At 42.0% G+C, this 14,843-nt stretch carries 16 protein-coding genes and 1 other RNA gene; 13 read left to right on the forward strand and 4 right to left on the reverse strand.

The genetic code is table 11. From position 1 onward, the window contains the following. Positions 1-3: 3 nt before the first annotated feature. The 3 genes from PR725_RS00905 to PR725_RS00915 all read left to right on the forward strand — a co-directional run bounded on the left by PR725_RS00905 (position 4) and on the right by PR725_RS00915 (position 1,329). Positions 4-411 carry a phage holin family protein gene (locus PR725_RS00905; protein ID WP_004908385.1) on the forward strand — a complete coding sequence of 136 codons (408 nt, stop codon included), beginning with the start codon at positions 4-6 and terminating at the stop codon, positions 409-411. Next, positions 398-706, forward strand: coding sequence for a YqjK-like family protein (locus PR725_RS00910; protein ID WP_272567146.1), 309 nt, complete (start codon positions 398-400; stop codon positions 704-706). Before PR725_RS00905 ends, PR725_RS00910 begins: the two co-directional genes overlap by 14 nt. Positions 707-933: 227 nt before the next feature. After that, positions 934-1,329 (forward strand): DoxX family protein, encoded by a 396-nt coding sequence (locus PR725_RS00915; protein ID WP_004908378.1) that lies wholly within the window; start codon positions 934-936, stop codon positions 1,327-1,329. A 392-nt stretch (positions 1,330-1,721) separates the two neighbouring features. Here PR725_RS00915 and PR725_RS00920 read toward each other — a convergent pair whose 3' ends face one another. Further along, on the reverse strand, positions 1,722-2,615 hold the full coding sequence (locus PR725_RS00920) for a LysR family transcriptional regulator (RefSeq protein WP_117162551.1): 894 nt from the start codon (positions 2,613-2,615) through the stop codon (positions 1,722-1,724). Positions 2,616-2,738: 123 nt separating this feature from the next. On the opposite strand from PR725_RS00920, the gene PR725_RS00925 reads away from it, so the two are divergent. From PR725_RS00925 to dagF, 10 genes are all read left to right on the forward strand, one after another. Next, positions 2,739-3,446: a pirin family protein gene (locus PR725_RS00925; RefSeq protein WP_109911697.1), complete on the forward strand. Its 708-nt coding sequence runs from the start codon at positions 2,739-2,741 to the stop codon at positions 3,444-3,446. 135 nt (positions 3,447-3,581) lie between these two features. After that, complete coding sequence (locus PR725_RS00930; protein WP_109911696.1) at positions 3,582-5,552, forward strand: BglG family transcription antiterminator; 1,971 nt, start codon at positions 3,582-3,584, stop codon at positions 5,550-5,552. 483 nt (positions 5,553-6,035) lie between these two features. Then, the gene (locus PR725_RS00935; RefSeq protein WP_004908366.1) at positions 6,036-6,374 is read left to right on the forward strand and encodes a PRD domain-containing protein; all 339 of its coding nucleotides are present in this window, start codon (positions 6,036-6,038) and stop codon (positions 6,372-6,374) included. A gap of 32 nt (positions 6,375-6,406) precedes the next feature. Continuing rightward, positions 6,407-6,772 carry an SFCGS family glycine-rich protein gene (locus tag PR725_RS00940; protein ID WP_004908363.1) on the forward strand — a complete coding sequence of 122 codons (366 nt, stop codon included), beginning with the start codon at positions 6,407-6,409 and terminating at the stop codon, positions 6,770-6,772. Next, positions 6,772-7,068 (forward strand): DUF4312 family protein, encoded by a 297-nt coding sequence (locus PR725_RS00945; RefSeq protein ID WP_004258180.1) that lies wholly within the window; start codon positions 6,772-6,774, stop codon positions 7,066-7,068. Before PR725_RS00940 ends, PR725_RS00945 begins: the two co-directional genes overlap by 1 nt. A 26-nt stretch (positions 7,069-7,094) precedes the next feature. Further along, positions 7,095-7,886 carry a DUF4311 domain-containing protein gene (locus PR725_RS00950; protein ID WP_004258184.1) on the forward strand — a complete coding sequence of 264 codons (792 nt, stop codon included), beginning with the start codon at positions 7,095-7,097 and terminating at the stop codon, positions 7,884-7,886. Positions 7,887-7,888: 2 nt separating this feature from the next. After that, a complete protein-coding gene (locus PR725_RS00955) occupies positions 7,889-8,539 on the forward strand; it encodes a DUF4310 family protein (protein WP_004258187.1) in 651 nt (216 codons plus the stop codon). 297 nt (positions 8,540-8,836) lie between these two features. After that, positions 8,837-9,976 carry an amidohydrolase/deacetylase family metallohydrolase gene (locus PR725_RS00960; RefSeq protein ID WP_110591220.1) on the forward strand — a complete coding sequence of 380 codons (1,140 nt, stop codon included), beginning with the start codon at positions 8,837-8,839 and terminating at the stop codon, positions 9,974-9,976. Then, on the forward strand, positions 9,960-11,072 hold the full coding sequence (locus PR725_RS00965; protein ID WP_272567154.1) for a DgaE family pyridoxal phosphate-dependent ammonia lyase: 1,113 nt from the start codon (positions 9,960-9,962) through the stop codon (positions 11,070-11,072). Before PR725_RS00960 ends, PR725_RS00965 begins: the two co-directional genes overlap by 17 nt. Before the next feature lies 1 nt (position 11,073). Continuing rightward, positions 11,074-11,814, forward strand: coding sequence for a 2-dehydro-3-deoxy-phosphogluconate aldolase (gene dagF, locus PR725_RS00970; RefSeq protein WP_272567156.1), 741 nt, complete (start codon positions 11,074-11,076; stop codon positions 11,812-11,814). Between the two features lie 137 nt (positions 11,815-11,951). On the opposite strand, the gene PR725_RS00975 is transcribed toward dagF, so the two are convergent. The 3 genes from PR725_RS00975 to rsmI all read right to left on the reverse strand — a co-directional run bounded on the left by PR725_RS00975 (position 11,952) and on the right by rsmI (position 14,824). Then, positions 11,952-13,028 carry a 4Fe-4S binding protein gene (locus PR725_RS00975; RefSeq protein ID WP_123382269.1) on the reverse strand — a complete coding sequence of 359 codons (1,077 nt, stop codon included), beginning with the start codon at positions 13,026-13,028 and terminating at the stop codon, positions 11,952-11,954. Positions 13,029-13,483: 455 nt separating this feature from the next. Further along, an RNA gene (rnpB, locus tag PR725_RS00980) (RNase P RNA component class A) lies at positions 13,484-13,857 on the reverse strand. 94 nt (positions 13,858-13,951) lie between these two features. Then, on the reverse strand, positions 13,952-14,824 hold the full coding sequence (rsmI, locus tag PR725_RS00985) for a 16S rRNA (cytidine(1402)-2'-O)-methyltransferase (protein ID WP_109911691.1): 873 nt from the start codon (positions 14,822-14,824) through the stop codon (positions 13,952-13,954). Positions 14,825-14,843 lie beyond the last annotated feature (19 nt).

Consider the following 14,843-nt stretch of genomic DNA (forward strand, 5'->3'; position numbering starts at 1 on the left):
CTTATGGAACAAAATCAACAACGTCAGGGCCCCGGTAAAGGGGTCCTTGAAATACTGCAACGCATCGCCAGTATTACCGTTAATATTGTTGAAACTCGCCTTCAGCTCATTGCCGTTGAGCTCGAAGAAGAGAAAGTTAATTTTATCCAGTTGCTATTATTAGTTGGGCTAGCGCTTCTTTTTACTGCTTTTGGCCTGATGTGTCTAATTGGGCTCATTTTTTGGTCTGTAGACCCTGTTTACCGTTATCAAGCACTGGCTATCACTACAGGGAGTTTGGTTCTACTCGCCATTATCTTTGCTAGTTGGGCGCTCAAAAAAGCAAAACAGTCCACTTTATTGAGCTCCACACGGGAGCAACTAAGCCAAGATGCAAATGCATTAGCAGGTAAGGATAATGATCAGAAATAAACGCCAATTACTTGCCGAAAAAAAACAACGGTTACTCAACAGAATTGAGCAGCAACGGAATGACCTTGCTGCCAGTTCTGAGGATTGGCTACATGTGACAGCCCCTTATGACCGTACATGGAAAGCCTTCGTTACCTTCCGTCCTTTGTTTATTGCAGCAACAGGCCTGCTTTCGATTTATTCACTAAAAAAACCACAACGTATACTTCAATTAGGGAAAAAAGCCTTCACAATGTGGGGCATAGTAAGAACAATTCAAAGTACAATTAATGCAGGAAAAAATAATTCAACTTAAAATCAATAGGTTAGTCTAACCACTACACTTCAACTCATTTCCCCCTCACCACAGTTCAAATTTTTTGACCATCTTTGTGAATAAGCTTTGCTTTTTATTGAATAAGCAAATGACTATTATAAGCCCATCGAATGTTTTCTTACCTATTTGTGCTGAAAACAACACTACAAAGCGACATATATCGCAACTAATTTATATTTAATGACTTATTAGTCTGGAGAATCTCAATGAAAAATTTAGAAAGTGGTGCGGTATTATTAGCTCGCATTATGATGCCAATTCTGTTCATTGTCGCTGGGTATGGAAAACTGGGAGATGCATACGCAGGAACACAACAATACATGCAAGCAATGGGCGTTCCAGGCTTTTTATTACCTTTAACCATTTTATTAGAACTTGGCGGTGGCTTAGCGGTTTTATTCGGTTTCTTAACTCGGACTGTCGCTTTATTTACCGCAGGCTTTACGGTATTAACCGCACTCCTGTTCCATATCGACTTTAGCGTTGCGCCAAATAGCTTAATGTTTATGAAAAACTTTACTATTGCCGGCGGTTTCTTACTGTTAGCTGTGACCGGCCCAGGAAAATTTAGTATTGACCATTTATTAAATAAAAAATGGTAATTCCGATTTCATTATCACCCTTATTAATTTAGCTTCATTTTTTGTCCAACTTATACCTCCTTCGGGAGGTATTTTTTTATTCAAAATAATTGTTTTGAAGTTAATAGAAACTAAATCATCGTTATCAGTAAATGAAAATTAAGCTGGGCAGCTTTATTTATTCTTGTTGAATCACCACTAATTATCACGCGACTCGTAAGCTCTAAATAGTTTGAGTTGTAGGTAGGTGGCAAATTGATGTTGATGGGTTTATTTTTCAACCTCAAGTTAACTTCTAAATAATTCGTACTGTAGCAAGGCTGCAAGCTCACTAATCCCTAGGAGCATACATAAGTATGTGACTAGGGTTAGTGAGTGAAGCTAACACCGCTACAGTGCGAAGTATGACGAAGTTATAATCGGAAAAGTTTGGGGATTTCTCGGAGACACCACGACTTAGCCTCCCCCATACTATCTCGCCGCCACGCCATAATAATATTCGTCTCATGGCTATACTCTGCGCCAACTACTTTTAAACGCCCTTCACGAATATCTTGTTCAACCATTGGATACGGCATTGTTGCAACACCAAGACCAGCCAATAAAGCATTGCGTTTATCTTCAATTGTCGACACGGTTAATCGTTGTTGTTTATCCAACAACTGCACCGTTATCACAGGTCGCTCACGTGCGGTATCAGCTACTGCAATTCCACGGTACTTCACTCGAGTCGCATCAGATAATGGTTCAGGTTCTTGATGAATGGGGTGATCCGGGCTCGCAACATAAATATGATTAATGGTGTATAACGATTTAGAGTTAATTTCTGAAGATGATCGAAAATGCATATCAGGGGCAATGACAATATCCGCTTTACCGCTTTCAAGGCGTTCCCATGCTCCCGCCAATACTTCAGTAATCAAAGATAACTGTGTTTCTGATTTTTCCGCCAGTCGTTCCACCAGTGGAAAAAGTGAATTAGCAGGAACTAAAGCTTCACACACGATGGTTAAATGCGTTTCCCATCCTTTTGCAAGGGCTTCCGCGTCAGATGTTAGCTTATCAGCGGCTTCAAGTAGGATCCTTCCTCTATCAAGTAACATCCTACCGACATTCGTAAATTTAGTTCTATGCCCTGAACGGTCAAATAAAATGACATCGAGCTCTTCTTCTAATTTTTGCATGGTATAGCTTAGTGCAGACGGGACTCGCCCCAACTCTTCAGCAGCTGCAGCAAAACTACCACGGCGGTCGATTGCATCCATAACCCTTAATGATTCAAGCGTTAATGCTCTCTCTTTACTCATGAAGTTTCTCTTTCAGGAAATTTGAACAAGGGAAACAGATTAACTGGCTAACAATTCAACGTCCAGCTATTTATTATAACAATAGATTATTAACTTATTTATTTTCGATGGGGGTTAACCATTATGATGACACTGAGACCCGCTAACCATTGCGGAAAAGCTGATTATGGTTGGCTGCAAGCGCGTTATTCCTTTTCATTTGGCCATTATTTTGACCCAGATTTTATGGGTTTTAAAACACTCAGAGTGCTGAATCAAGAGGTTATTGCGCCACAAAATGCGCTACAGCCAAGAACCTACCCTCATGTTGATATTTTAAATATCATCCTAAAAGGGCACGCAGAATATCGAGACAGTTTAGGTAATACCATCCAAGCGGATGAAGGTGAATGTGTGCGTTTCTCACCACGCCCAGATCTTAGCTACAGTGAACAAAATGTGTGCCCCAAAACACCACTAACGCGTTTACAGCTCTGGTTAAATGCTTGCCCACAGCAAGAATCTTTGCCCTTGCAAAAAATAGCCATTAGTGAAAATGAGAGTAAGCTTATCGCCTCTCCTGATGGGGAAGATCAAAGCATTCAATTACGTCAACAAATTTGGATCACTCAAATTCACTTGGCAGCCGATGAATCAACAGCGATCACGCTAAAAGGAAAAAATTCATTCCTTCAGTCTATACATGGTGGAGCAACATTACGAACACCAAAAGGCGAACAACTCGGGATGAATTGCAATGATGGGGCATTTATCCAAGATGATAATCAAATCATCATTAGTGCAGATAAACCGTTTAGAGGCCTGTTAATCGACCTTGGGGAACAAAACTAGCCACTTTCCTGCTATAACAGCATGAATTTTGCGAACGGATTCGCAAATTTCATCATTTACATATCCTACATATTGACACGCTTGTGTTAGAGTCCTGCCATTAGCGAGCAAAAAAGACGTAATTTTATTGCTCAAATGCTTTTTCGTTTTGATTTTAAAGGTGTTTCCGTGGCTCTATTCACTCAACAGCGACATAATCAAATTTTTGCTCAAATTCTGAATGAGGTTGTTCCTCAAGACGAATTAGCAAAAAACTTTTCCGTTTCTACTCGAACTATTCGTTCTGATATCAATGAAATCAATGAATTGATACAGCCATATAGTGCACATATTGTGTATGAACGAGGTCGTGGTTACCGGTTGAACATTGAAGACGAAGCCCTATTTGCGACCTTTACTCAACAAAATGATGAAGACGATCATATCCCTCGAACGAGCAAAGAGCGCATTGATGCACTGCTATTAAAGCTCTTAATGCTATCACTTCCCGTAAAGCTTGATGATATCGCTGAGGAATGGTTTATCAGCCGAGGCACTTTACAACAAGATATGGGGGCGGTGAGAGAACAGCTGCAAAAATACCAAATTGCATTAGAAAGTATTCCTCACCAAGGTATTCGTTTGAATGGTAGCGAGTGGGCAGTTCGAGCTTGTATGACTGAAACTTTATGGCGTCGTTATTGCGCACAGATATCGCCTGATTTAACCACTTTCCGCCCCGATTGTCTGGATAATTTAGACCTGTCATATATCGATAAAGTATTACATAACAGTTTGAATCGTTTTGATATTCGGATTAGCAATGAAGGCCATTTATACCTAGTTTTTAATTGTGCGGTCACTATTTTGCGTATCACTCGCGGCCATGAGCTCACCACTGCGGTCAAAAACGATGACAGTGAAGAAGTGATCCGTAAAGCGTGCGATGAAATCTCCAAAGGTTTGATCTACTTTCTTGGCAATGACCTTTCTGGGGCGGAACTCAGCTATTTGCATGACCAAATTGTTGCCCAACGTATTAGTAACCAAGACTCTAGCACGCAAAAAAGTGGTACTCATAATGAGCTATGTGAATATATTTTAAATTATATTAATGAATTATATAATTATGACTTACGAAATGATGAAAAGCTCAAAAAAGATCTCAATACGCATCTTGCGGCCTTAATCACTCGCCTGCAGTATCATATTTCTACACCAAATCCGCTATTATCTGATATTAAACAATACTATCCGTTTGCCTATGACGTCACACTCAGCGCATTAACCAGCGCAAGTAAACAATTACTCCCCCACCCAATCAGTGAAGATGAACTGGGTTATCTTGCAGTTCATATCGGTGTTAGCCTCGAACGTAACTATGGCGCAGGGTCAATTCGCCAAACAGAAGTACTGGTAGTCACCGATGCAGGAAACTCCACGTTTCGCGTGGTTGAATCTAAAATCATGCGTGAGTTTCCACAACTCAAATTTAGTCGAGGGTTAACATTACAAGAGTATGAATCCTTGGATGAAGTCACTGAAGATTTCGTGATAACCACAGTACGAATTTCAGAGAAAAACAAGCCTGTTATTAAAATCGCGCCTTTCCCAACGCCCTATCAGCTAGAGCAAGTTGGCCGCCTAGCTATGGTTGATCAAACTCGCCCTTATATTATTGAGCGTTTTTTTGATGAACGGTTCTTCATGGTAATTAATGAAAAAATTAGCCAAGAAGAGCTCTTTCAAATGGTTTGCCATAAATTACAGCAAGAAGGCTATGTAACCCCCGATTTTTATCCATCACTACAAGAACGTGAATCAATTGTTTCCACATTGCTCGGGGAAGGCATCGCATTACCCCACTCTTTAGGCTTACTTGCCAATAAAACGGTGGTTGCAACCGTTGTGGCCCCAAAAGGCATTGAATGGAATAAAGAAACCAAAGAGAACGCTTATGTCATTTTCTTGTTGGCTATTAGTAAAACAGACTATGAAGAAGCGATGGCTATTTATGATTTATTCGTTACCTTTGTAAAGGAAAAAACGACTCGTCGCTTAGTAAGTGTCAAAAATTTCAATGAATTCCAAGTGATAGCTAAAGACAGCTTAGCACGTATCCTCTAATCTGATAGCAACTTCCACTTCGTAGTGGAAAAGTGGAAGTTGCTGACTTTTACGTGATCCTAACCACAACTCTCGCAAATATTTTCCTATCCTAAACGGCCTGTTTTACGCACAGAGTAACTAAGTGGAAGCTATTGCAATCAACACAACATAATTTCCATTTATTGTTTCCACTTTTCTTTCCAGTTCCTTTTTTCAATTCCATTTTTTATGTAAAAAAATAATCAATTGATAAACAACATATTTTATTCGAAGTATTGTTATTTTTATCCTTTTTAGATAATTGATTGATGTCAATTTTTTCCACTTAACTTCCACATAGAACAAAAAACATACCAACCCAACTAATATTTATTTCCAAATAATTTCCACTTTGAAGTGGAAATTCACTGCCTGCAAAAAATACCAATAAACGTCTAATGTATAAGGCATGAAGGAACAGAGTAGTCTAACTTGCAATATTACTTTGGATTTTAAATAGTTATGAGTGAATCAGTTGTCGTTTTTAAAATGTTAGAACATAACCTTGATATTGATGAGGTGACACAAAAACTGCTAGCAGTGATTACTGACTGGCTCAAGCAGGAGGATTGCTACACCACGGATGTACAACAACAGATGTTGGAGTCTCATTTACGTGCCATGGTCGGTAGAGCAAAAACGGGTGAAGCCTTACCAGAAGTTGATATCAGCCTATTTGATGAAATCTCTGAACATTCGATTACGCTCGCGCAACGGGTTGTTGACACACTTCCCGGTTTAGCACCTGAAGAGACCTATTTACTCTCTGTTCACTTTGAAGTTGCACGTTCAAATGATTAATTACTAATTTGGTAGGATTTGGAGAATATTTTATGAAACAGATAGTTGTTGTTATCGGTGACCGTTTAGGTAAAGGCCAAAAAGTAGCGGCGGGTGTTGAAGCTGCTGGCGGTAAAGCGATTGTTGTTCCAGGTGTCGCCGCTGACATGAAACTTGGCGATGTGATGAACGCAGAACAAGCCGATTTAGGTATCTCATTTTGTGGAAGTGGTGGCGCTGGTGCAATCACAGCTCAAACTAAGTATGGCTATAAAGCTCGCTATGGGATGCGCTCCATTGAAGAGGGAGAAACCGCAATTGCAGACGGTTGCAATGTATTAGGTTTCGGTTTTATGGACAAGGAAGAGTTAGGCGAGCGCTTAGTAAAAGCATTCAATAAAAAATACGGCAACGCTTAATGAAAAAATCTATCGAAACGGTTGTACGGGTTACAGGGCAAGGCGACACTAAGCAAAAAGCGATAGCTGACGCCTTAAATTCAATTCAAAAAACCGTACTGAAAAACAGCACAGACATCATCCTACGAATTGAACCAAAGGATGTTGAAGTGATTAGTGCTCACTCTCATTCGCGGACAGAAAAATTTCTTTTTCTCTTTTTGCCACGCAAACGTGAACATTTTCGTGTTGTACTCGACGTTTCGCTGGATGTCACTTTACTTTCTGTCAACGAAATACCATTTACAGAACAATAATAGCAATCAGGTCTGGAGTTAATTCCATGAGTGAAACTGCATCTTTTCTAGAAATATTGGGCATGTCCCTGATCATCGGTGGGCTCTGCGGCTTTGGCTTAGGCGCAGGGGCTGCGCGTATGTTCCACGCACCAACCGTACAAGGTATGGGGGCATTCCGTACATTGGGTGAGCTGAACGCGTGTGAAGGCGACCCAGCATCTCACTTTTCTTTTGGCTTAGGATTTTTCTTTAATGCATGGGCATCATCAGTTGCTGCAGGGGCATTTACACAAGACGTTGACCACCGCATCATCCCAAACTGGGGTGCGGCAGCGCTGTTAACCAAAAACCGTAGTGTCGCTGACACACTGCATAACCCGAAAAAAATGGCGATTGCTTGTGCCATCATCGGGGCATTAGTTGTCGCCTTCTTAAACACAACTGCTTCCGCAGTTCCGGCTGCACTGCAAACAACAGCCATTAACGTACTAGTGCCTGCCGCTAACTTGTTAGTTAACACGGTGATGCCAGTTATCTTCTGGTTAGCCGCTATGGATGCCGGGCGTCGTTCAGGTTTCTGGGCAACATTATTTGGTGGCTGTGCTCAGTTAATCATGGGGAATGCTATCCCTGGTTTAGTTTTAGGTATCTTGATTGGTAAAGGCGTTGATGACAACGGCTGGAACCGTATCACTCGCACAATGATGATAACCGTGGTTCTCCTGTTCGTTCTCAGCGGCTTCTTCCGTGAATTCGACCTAAAGATGATCACCTCTTTCAACCTAGATAAACCATTGTGGCTTGAATACGTCCACGGTCTGCTGAGCGGGAAATAATCATGACAACAGAAATTAACAAACAAGATTTTTGGTACGCAGAATGGTCCTTCCCGATTTTTGTTGGGTTGCTTTCCGCAGGGATCTTCGCAGGTACCCACATGTATGTCGTCTACGGTTTTGGGGCATTTAACGAAGTGGCGTTCGTCGCCATGTTACGTGCAGGGTTAGATACCGGGGTTTATGGCGCAGTCGCAGCATTTGGTGCAAGTTTCTTATTTGCTAGGATCATCGAAGGTTCATTGGTCGGTATTTTAGATATCGGTGGTGCACTGCAAACCGGTATTGGCCTCGGTGTTCCCGCCTTATTTTTAGCCGCTGGTTGGGATTTTTTAGTCACTAACTTCTGGATGTCGTTACTAACTGGCTTATTCCTTGGCGTATTAATTGGCTTACTGATTGTATTTGCGCGTAAATTCACGATTGCTCAGGCTAACTCAACCTTTGGTGCTGACGTCATGATGGGTGCGGGTAATACCTCTGGCCGTTTCTTAGGTCCATTAATTATTTTAGCTGCGATGGCCGCATCCATTCCAATCGGAATTGGCTCTTTAATTGGCGCATTGATTTTCTATGTATGGCAAAAACCCGTTGCCGGTGGCGCCATTTTAGGTGCAATGTTGTTCGGTTATTTCTTCCCAATCGTCGCCTAACTAGTATCCTCCCGGAGCATCTGCTCCGGGTTACTGAATAACATCATTAAAAACAGGCTCGAAATAGTTCAAAGAGTAGCGTAAGAGTAACCAACAACGCTGCGGTTGGCATTATTTAGAACAAGTATTCAAGTATTTAAGCATGCTCTAGATAATTCAAATTGCAGCTAGGCGGCAAACGACGATATCCCTAGGAGCATACAAAAGTATGTGACTAGGGTAGCGGAAGTGCTGCCAACAACGCTGCAGTTTGAAGTATGACGAGTATGACGAGTATCGAGTATAGAGAGGACAACTATGTACACTTTAATCATCAAACAAGGTAAGCGTATCGATGGCTCGATTATCGACATTCTTATTAAAGATGGAAAAATCGAAGCGGCAGGCCCTGAATTAGCGAATAATCAGCAAGCCGAAAAAGTCATTGACCTACAAGGAAAAACTTATGTCAGTGCTGGGTGGATTGACTCTCATGCTCATTGCTTTGTTGAGTCACCTATTTACTTCGATGACCCTGATTTAGCAGGAGCCGCTGGCGGAGTTACCTCACTGGTTGATGCAGGTAGTGTCGGTGCTGATGATATTGATAAATTTTATCAGCTCACCCAGAAATCAAAAACGAATGTCTTTTCTCTGTTAAATATTTCACGTATTGGCATCATTGCGCAAAATGAATTGTCGGATATGAACAACATCAATGAAGCCTGCTTTCAAGACGCTATCGAGCGCCACTCCGGCTTTGTTGTTGGTATGAAAGCCCGTATGAGTAAAAGCGTGGTTGGTGAAAATGGCATTACCCCACTGATTAAAGCTAAAGAAATGCAGAAAAAACACCATCTTCCACTCATGGTGCATATTGGCAACAACCCGCCGGATATCGATGAAGTCGCTGATTTACTGACACGTGGCGATATCATCACTCACTGCTTTAATGGCAAACCCAATAAAATTTTAGGCGAAGATGGCTACCTAAAGCCCTCAATTGCTCGCGCACTCGCACGCGGAGTCATATTAGATGTTGGCCATGGCGGTGAGAGTTTTAGCTTTAAAGTTGCCGAACAAGCCATGCGTATCGGCACTTACCCTGACATTATCAGTTCCGATATTTACCACCGCAACCGCGTTAATGGCCCTGTTTATAGCCTCGCTTTTGTGATGACCAAATTCCTGTGTATGGGCTTTAGTGCGGAACAAGTGCTTCGCTGCGTTACCGAAAAAGCCGCCAATTTCTTATCATTACCCGCGAAAGGCTATTTAAGGCCGGGCTTTGACGCCGACATAACCCTTTTTGACCTTAAAGAAGAGCAAACCGAGCTCACGGATGCAGAAGGCGAACACCGTATAGGCACTCACCGCTTCGTACCATTGGCTGCTATCGTCGGTGGAAAACACATTATTCATGCACAAGGTGAATCAGAACATGCAATCGATTTATGATAAATATCAGTTAAAACACGTTATTAATGCCTCTGGCCGCATGACAATTCTGGGTGTTTCAACGCCAACTCCGGAAGTTGTTGAACGTGTTGCTTACGGATTAAATAATTATTTTGAAATTAAAGACTTAGTTAATAAAACTGGCGAATACATTGCTAATCTATTAGATGTTGAAGCCGCAGTTGTTGTTTCCTGCGCATCTGCCGGTATCGCACAAGCTGTTGCAGCGGTGATTGTACAAGATGATGATGATTTACTGCTTAATTTGCATTCATCCGACAAAGTTGTGCCTCGTGAAATTATTTTACCTAAAGGCCATAACGTTAATTTCGGTGCTCCTGTCGATACAATGGTGAGCTTAGGTGGTGGTAAAGTGGTCGAAGCGGGCTTTGCTAACGAGTGCAACGCCGCCCAGTTAGCTGCAAAAATCACCCCCAATACCGCCGCTATTCTGTATATCAAATCCCATCATACCGTACAAAAAAGCATGTTAACCGTGGAACAAGCCGCCAAAGTGGCTCATGACCACCAGCTACCACTGATCGTTGATGCTGCCGCTGAAGAAGAGCTCACAGCTTACTACCAAGCAGGCGGCGATATTGTGATTTACAGTGGCGCAAAAGCGATTGAAGGCCCAACAAGTGGCCTAGTTATTGGTAAAAAACAATATGTTGAGTGGGTAAAACGCCAAAGCCAAGGTATTGGCCGTGCGATGAAAGTGGGTAAAGAAGGTATTTTAGGCCTCACTCTTGCTATCGAACAGTACCTGACAGCGACAAAAGAAACTGGCCCAGAAATGGTCAATCGAATGAGTAAATTCATCAGCGATTTGAATGCAATTAAAGGTATCTCTGCTCAAGTGGTCTGGGATGGCGCTGGACGTGATATTGCTCGTACTGAAATTAGCTTTGATGAAAAAACAATAAGCAAAACTACCTACCAAATCATGGCTGAGTTAAAACAAGGTGATACCGCGATTTACTTCCGTGAGTACAAAGCCAACGAAGGAAAAGTGGAAGCTGACATTCGTAGTGTTAGTACTGAACAACTTGATGTTATTTCTCAGAATATTCGTTTGTTAGTAGAAGGAATTTAAAATGAAATTGTCACCGAATTTTTATCGTGACCGCGTGTGTTTAAACGTCTTGGCAGGCAGCCATCAAAATGCAAAAGATATCTATGCTGCAGCAGAAACCTTTGTTGTTGTTGGTGTTTTATCTAAAAATTACCCTGACTTAGAAAGCGCGATTGCAGATATGCGTATTTATGCCCAAAAAACCGATAATGCATTATCAGTTGGCCTGGGTGCTGGCGACCCAAATCAATCAACCATGGTATCGTTGATTTCAAAAGAAGTGCAACCGCAGCACGTTAACCAAGTATTCACTGGTGCCCCAATTAGCCGTGCACTATTAGGCCAAAACGAAACCTTCGTGAATGCGCTCATATCACCGACAGGCACGGTGGGTATGGTAAAAATTTCCACAGGCCCATTAAGTTCTCAAGCGCCAGATGGCATTATTCCGATTGAAACTGCCATTATGATGCTTAAAGACATGGGTGCTGACTCTGTTAAATTCTTTAATATGAAAGGGTTAACATATATTGAAGAATATAAAGCCATTGCCAAAGCTTGCGCTGACTTTGATTTTTCTTTAGAGCCTACAGGCGGCATTGATTTAGATAACTTTGCTGAAATTTTGCAAATTGCTCTTGATGCAGGCGTGAAAAAAATCATTCCTCATATCTATAGCTCAATTATTGATAAAGATACTGGCAATACGCGCCCTGAAGATGTACGTCAGTTATTGCAGATGGTTAAGCAAGCGGTTAACTGATGGGGTAGTAAGTAGTATGTAAGAAAATAAATATAAGCGAGAAATAAGTATAAATAAGCAGTACAAAATCTGTCATCACGACAAAACAACAAGTTGCCCCGCTTATTATCATATGTAGCGGGGTTTTTTATTGTGCATCAATGGCCTATCATTCTTGCATTTGGAATAATATGAAACCAATAATTATCGGGTACTGGGCTATCCCAAACGCCAAAATACATAGCAACCCCAATAGTGATAAATAAAATTGCCAAGGTTAAAATAGCCATCATCCTACCCGATAACCGAAATTGATGTTTTTTTGCTGGCAATTGCAATGAAAAATCCAGTGTTGATGCAACAGGGCAAGATTCCACGCAAGTCATACACCCCGTACATTCGAGCGTTCTTACCTGAATTAATTTATCAACAGGGATGCGGGATGGGCAGTTTTTCGCACATTTTCCACAATCAATGCAACTTTCCACATTTCGCCGAATTTTAAATGGTGAAAATAACGAAAACAGCCCTAGCAATGCACCATAAGGACACAAATAACGGCACCAAGCATTACGAATAAACAAACTTGCCACCACTAAAACCGCAACACTGACCAGCGCAAACAAGCTAATATAGCGAAAGAAATCCAACATTTTGACGTCAATGATGATCCCATAAGGTGACATCATAAAGTATTGGATCATCTGCGCAGACATGGAAAATGCAATATAGAGAAAGAAGCTTAATAGTAAATATTTTAAACCTCGTAGGGGGATATCTAGCCATTTAGGTAAACTGATTTGTTTTTGATAACCAAACAGTTTTTGGCCTATTTTTCCCGTATATTCCGATATAGTGCCTATCGGGCACATCCATGAACAAAATGCTTTTTTGAGCAGTAAGCTAATCAAAATAAAAGAAACAAGCAGAAACATTGAAGCCGCATGAATTGGCGGGAAACTCCCCGTTTCCAACGTATATTTTAAATTCATTAACCCCGCAATCGGCAGCCAACCTTCAATTCCACCAGGGCGAGGAAGGTGAACTGTCGCTCCTCCGGTTTCGTAGTAACGCACCCAAAAATAGAAGGTGATGCCAATATAAATATTGATCGCCAATAGCGTTAACTGTACAAATTTACGCCATGTTGATGCATTACGCCAATCATTCCAAGGGAGCTTACCCCCTGTAGTACCAGGGCGACGTTGGTACCTTACACGTGGTTTTTCTTTCATGTCCGCACATCTCTTTAACATGCATTATAAATACCACTATTGTATTTACATATTCACAGGGCGCATTGATTTGCATCAGAGGGTTGTGATGTTGATGAGTTGATGAGTTGATGAGTTGATGAGTTGATGTATCAAATGGTGAAGACAAGCCAGAAAAGAAAGAAGAGAAGTATTTTTATATTAAATCAAAAGATTATGATTTTTTCTAAATAGTTCGTGTTATACCGAGGCGGCAAAATGAAGACAGCGCGGGGAGCATACAAAAGTATGTGACCCGTGTGGCTGAATGCAGCCAACACAGGTACAGCTCGAAGCATTATAAACTGAAATTTTTTCTAAATAATTCGAGGTGTGCCAAGGCGGCAAAATGAGGAAATCCCTAGGAGCATACAAAAGTATGTGACTAGGGCTGACGAGTGACGCCAACACAGGCACAGCTTGAAGTATGACGAAAAAATGGGAGTTGGCCGATAAGCCGGGTTCTGTCTTGGACAACCATTCATCTAGGCCAGCACTTACGCACTGGCTCCAGCAACCTACCCGAGTTCAATGCGGGCCGCACCATATGAACCCCTATTTGGTCTTGCTCCGGGTGGAGTTTACCGTGCCACGAACTGTTGCCAGTCGCGCGGTGCGCTCTTACCGCACCCTTTCACCCTTACCTGATCCTGTAAACAGGCCATCGGCGGTTTGCTCTCTGTTGCACTAGTCGTAGGCTCGCGCCTCCCAGACGTTATCTGGCACCCTGCCCTATGGAGCCCGGACTTTCCTCCCCTCTACCCGTCTCCCGAAGGGACTACGATAAAGCAGCGGTTGTCTGGCCAACTCCGCGGCGAATTATAGGCACTTTGCTGAGTCTTGTACAGACTCTAACGACTTTCATTTACCACTTATATAAATGAACTCGTCTATTTGCTCAAGAATCATTCACTATCTTGATTATCAAGCATCAATTTATACAGCATATTTTTCTTGAGGCCATAAATTTCAGCCGTGATCGCCGCCGCTTTTTTAGGGGGTAATTCTTTTTGTAATAAATTTAATGTTCTCACCACTTCAGGGGAAACTGCGGAGTCATCGACTGGTTTTTTATACCCTTCGACAATCAACACCATTTCGCCACGGTGACGATTTTCATCTTCTTTTACCCAAGCGAGTAACTCTCCCACAGGGCGACCTTCAATAGACTCCCATGTTTTAGTGATTTCACGCGCTAAAACAACATGACGCTCCGGCCCCCAGACTTCCACCATATCTGCTAAACTGTCTAACAAACGGTGGGTTGATTCATAGAAAATCAGCGTGCGGGTTTCTTGTTCGAGTGATTGCAATACATCTTTACGGCCTTTCGTTTTAGCCGGTAAAAAACCTTCATAACAAAAACGGTCTGAAGGTAAACCCGCGGCGGATAACGCAGTAATAGCAGCACAAGGCCCCGGTAAAGGTACAACACGAATACCCGCTTCGCGACAACGATTGACGAGATGATAACCCGGATCATTAATTAAAGGTGTACCCGCATCGGAGACTAATGCGATACTATCACCTTGTTGAAGTCGACTAATTAATTGATCTGCCTTTTGCTGTTCATTATGATCATGCAGAGCAAACAACCGTGCATTTATCGCAAAATTCTGTAATAGAATGCCTGAATGCCGAGTGTCCTCTGCAGCAATAAGGTCAACATGTTTAAGAACATCCAACGCACGTTGCGTGATATCCCTCATATTACCAATTGGGGTAGGAACGATATACAGCGTGGATGCCATAACCACAGCTTGATTAGGTTGGTTCATTGTTTCATCCGAATAGCCG

This window comes from Providencia sp. PROV255, assembly GCF_028478065.1.
GTDB classification, from domain to species: domain Bacteria; phylum Pseudomonadota; class Gammaproteobacteria; order Enterobacterales; family Enterobacteriaceae; genus Providencia; species Providencia rettgeri.

What these genes read in the sequence shown, in the direction of transcription:
- PR725_RS00905 (WP_004908385.1), top strand. Translation starts at nt 4, where the DNA reads ATGGAACAAAATCAACAACGTCAGGGCCCCGGTAAAGGGGTCCTTGAA.
- PR725_RS00910 (WP_272567146.1), top strand. Translation starts at nt 398, where the DNA reads ATGATCAGAAATAAACGCCAATTACTTGCCGAAAAAAAACAACGGTTA.
- PR725_RS00915 (WP_004908378.1), top strand. Translation starts at nt 934, where the DNA reads ATGAAAAATTTAGAAAGTGGTGCGGTATTATTAGCTCGCATTATGATG.
- PR725_RS00920 (WP_117162551.1), bottom strand. Translation starts at nt 2,615, where the DNA reads ATGAGTAAAGAGAGAGCATTAACGCTTGAATCATTAAGGGTTATGGAT.
- PR725_RS00925 (WP_109911697.1), top strand. Translation starts at nt 2,739, where the DNA reads ATGATGACACTGAGACCCGCTAACCATTGCGGAAAAGCTGATTATGGT.
- PR725_RS00930 (WP_109911696.1), top strand. Translation starts at nt 3,582, where the DNA reads ATGCTTTTTCGTTTTGATTTTAAAGGTGTTTCCGTGGCTCTATTCACT.
- PR725_RS00935 (WP_004908366.1), top strand. Translation starts at nt 6,036, where the DNA reads ATGAGTGAATCAGTTGTCGTTTTTAAAATGTTAGAACATAACCTTGAT.
- PR725_RS00940 (WP_004908363.1), top strand. Translation starts at nt 6,407, where the DNA reads ATGAAACAGATAGTTGTTGTTATCGGTGACCGTTTAGGTAAAGGCCAA.
- PR725_RS00945 (WP_004258180.1), top strand. Translation starts at nt 6,772, where the DNA reads ATGAAAAAATCTATCGAAACGGTTGTACGGGTTACAGGGCAAGGCGAC.
- PR725_RS00950 (WP_004258184.1), top strand. Translation starts at nt 7,095, where the DNA reads ATGAGTGAAACTGCATCTTTTCTAGAAATATTGGGCATGTCCCTGATC.
- PR725_RS00955 (WP_004258187.1), top strand. Translation starts at nt 7,889, where the DNA reads ATGACAACAGAAATTAACAAACAAGATTTTTGGTACGCAGAATGGTCC.
- PR725_RS00960 (WP_110591220.1), top strand. Translation starts at nt 8,837, where the DNA reads ATGTACACTTTAATCATCAAACAAGGTAAGCGTATCGATGGCTCGATT.
- PR725_RS00965 (WP_272567154.1), top strand. Translation starts at nt 9,960, where the DNA reads ATGCAATCGATTTATGATAAATATCAGTTAAAACACGTTATTAATGCC.
- dagF (WP_272567156.1), top strand. Translation starts at nt 11,074, where the DNA reads ATGAAATTGTCACCGAATTTTTATCGTGACCGCGTGTGTTTAAACGTC.
- PR725_RS00975 (WP_123382269.1), bottom strand. Translation starts at nt 13,028, where the DNA reads ATGAAAGAAAAACCACGTGTAAGGTACCAACGTCGCCCTGGTACTACA.
- rsmI (WP_109911691.1), bottom strand. Translation starts at nt 14,824, where the DNA reads ATGAACCAACCTAATCAAGCTGTGGTTATGGCATCCACGCTGTATATC.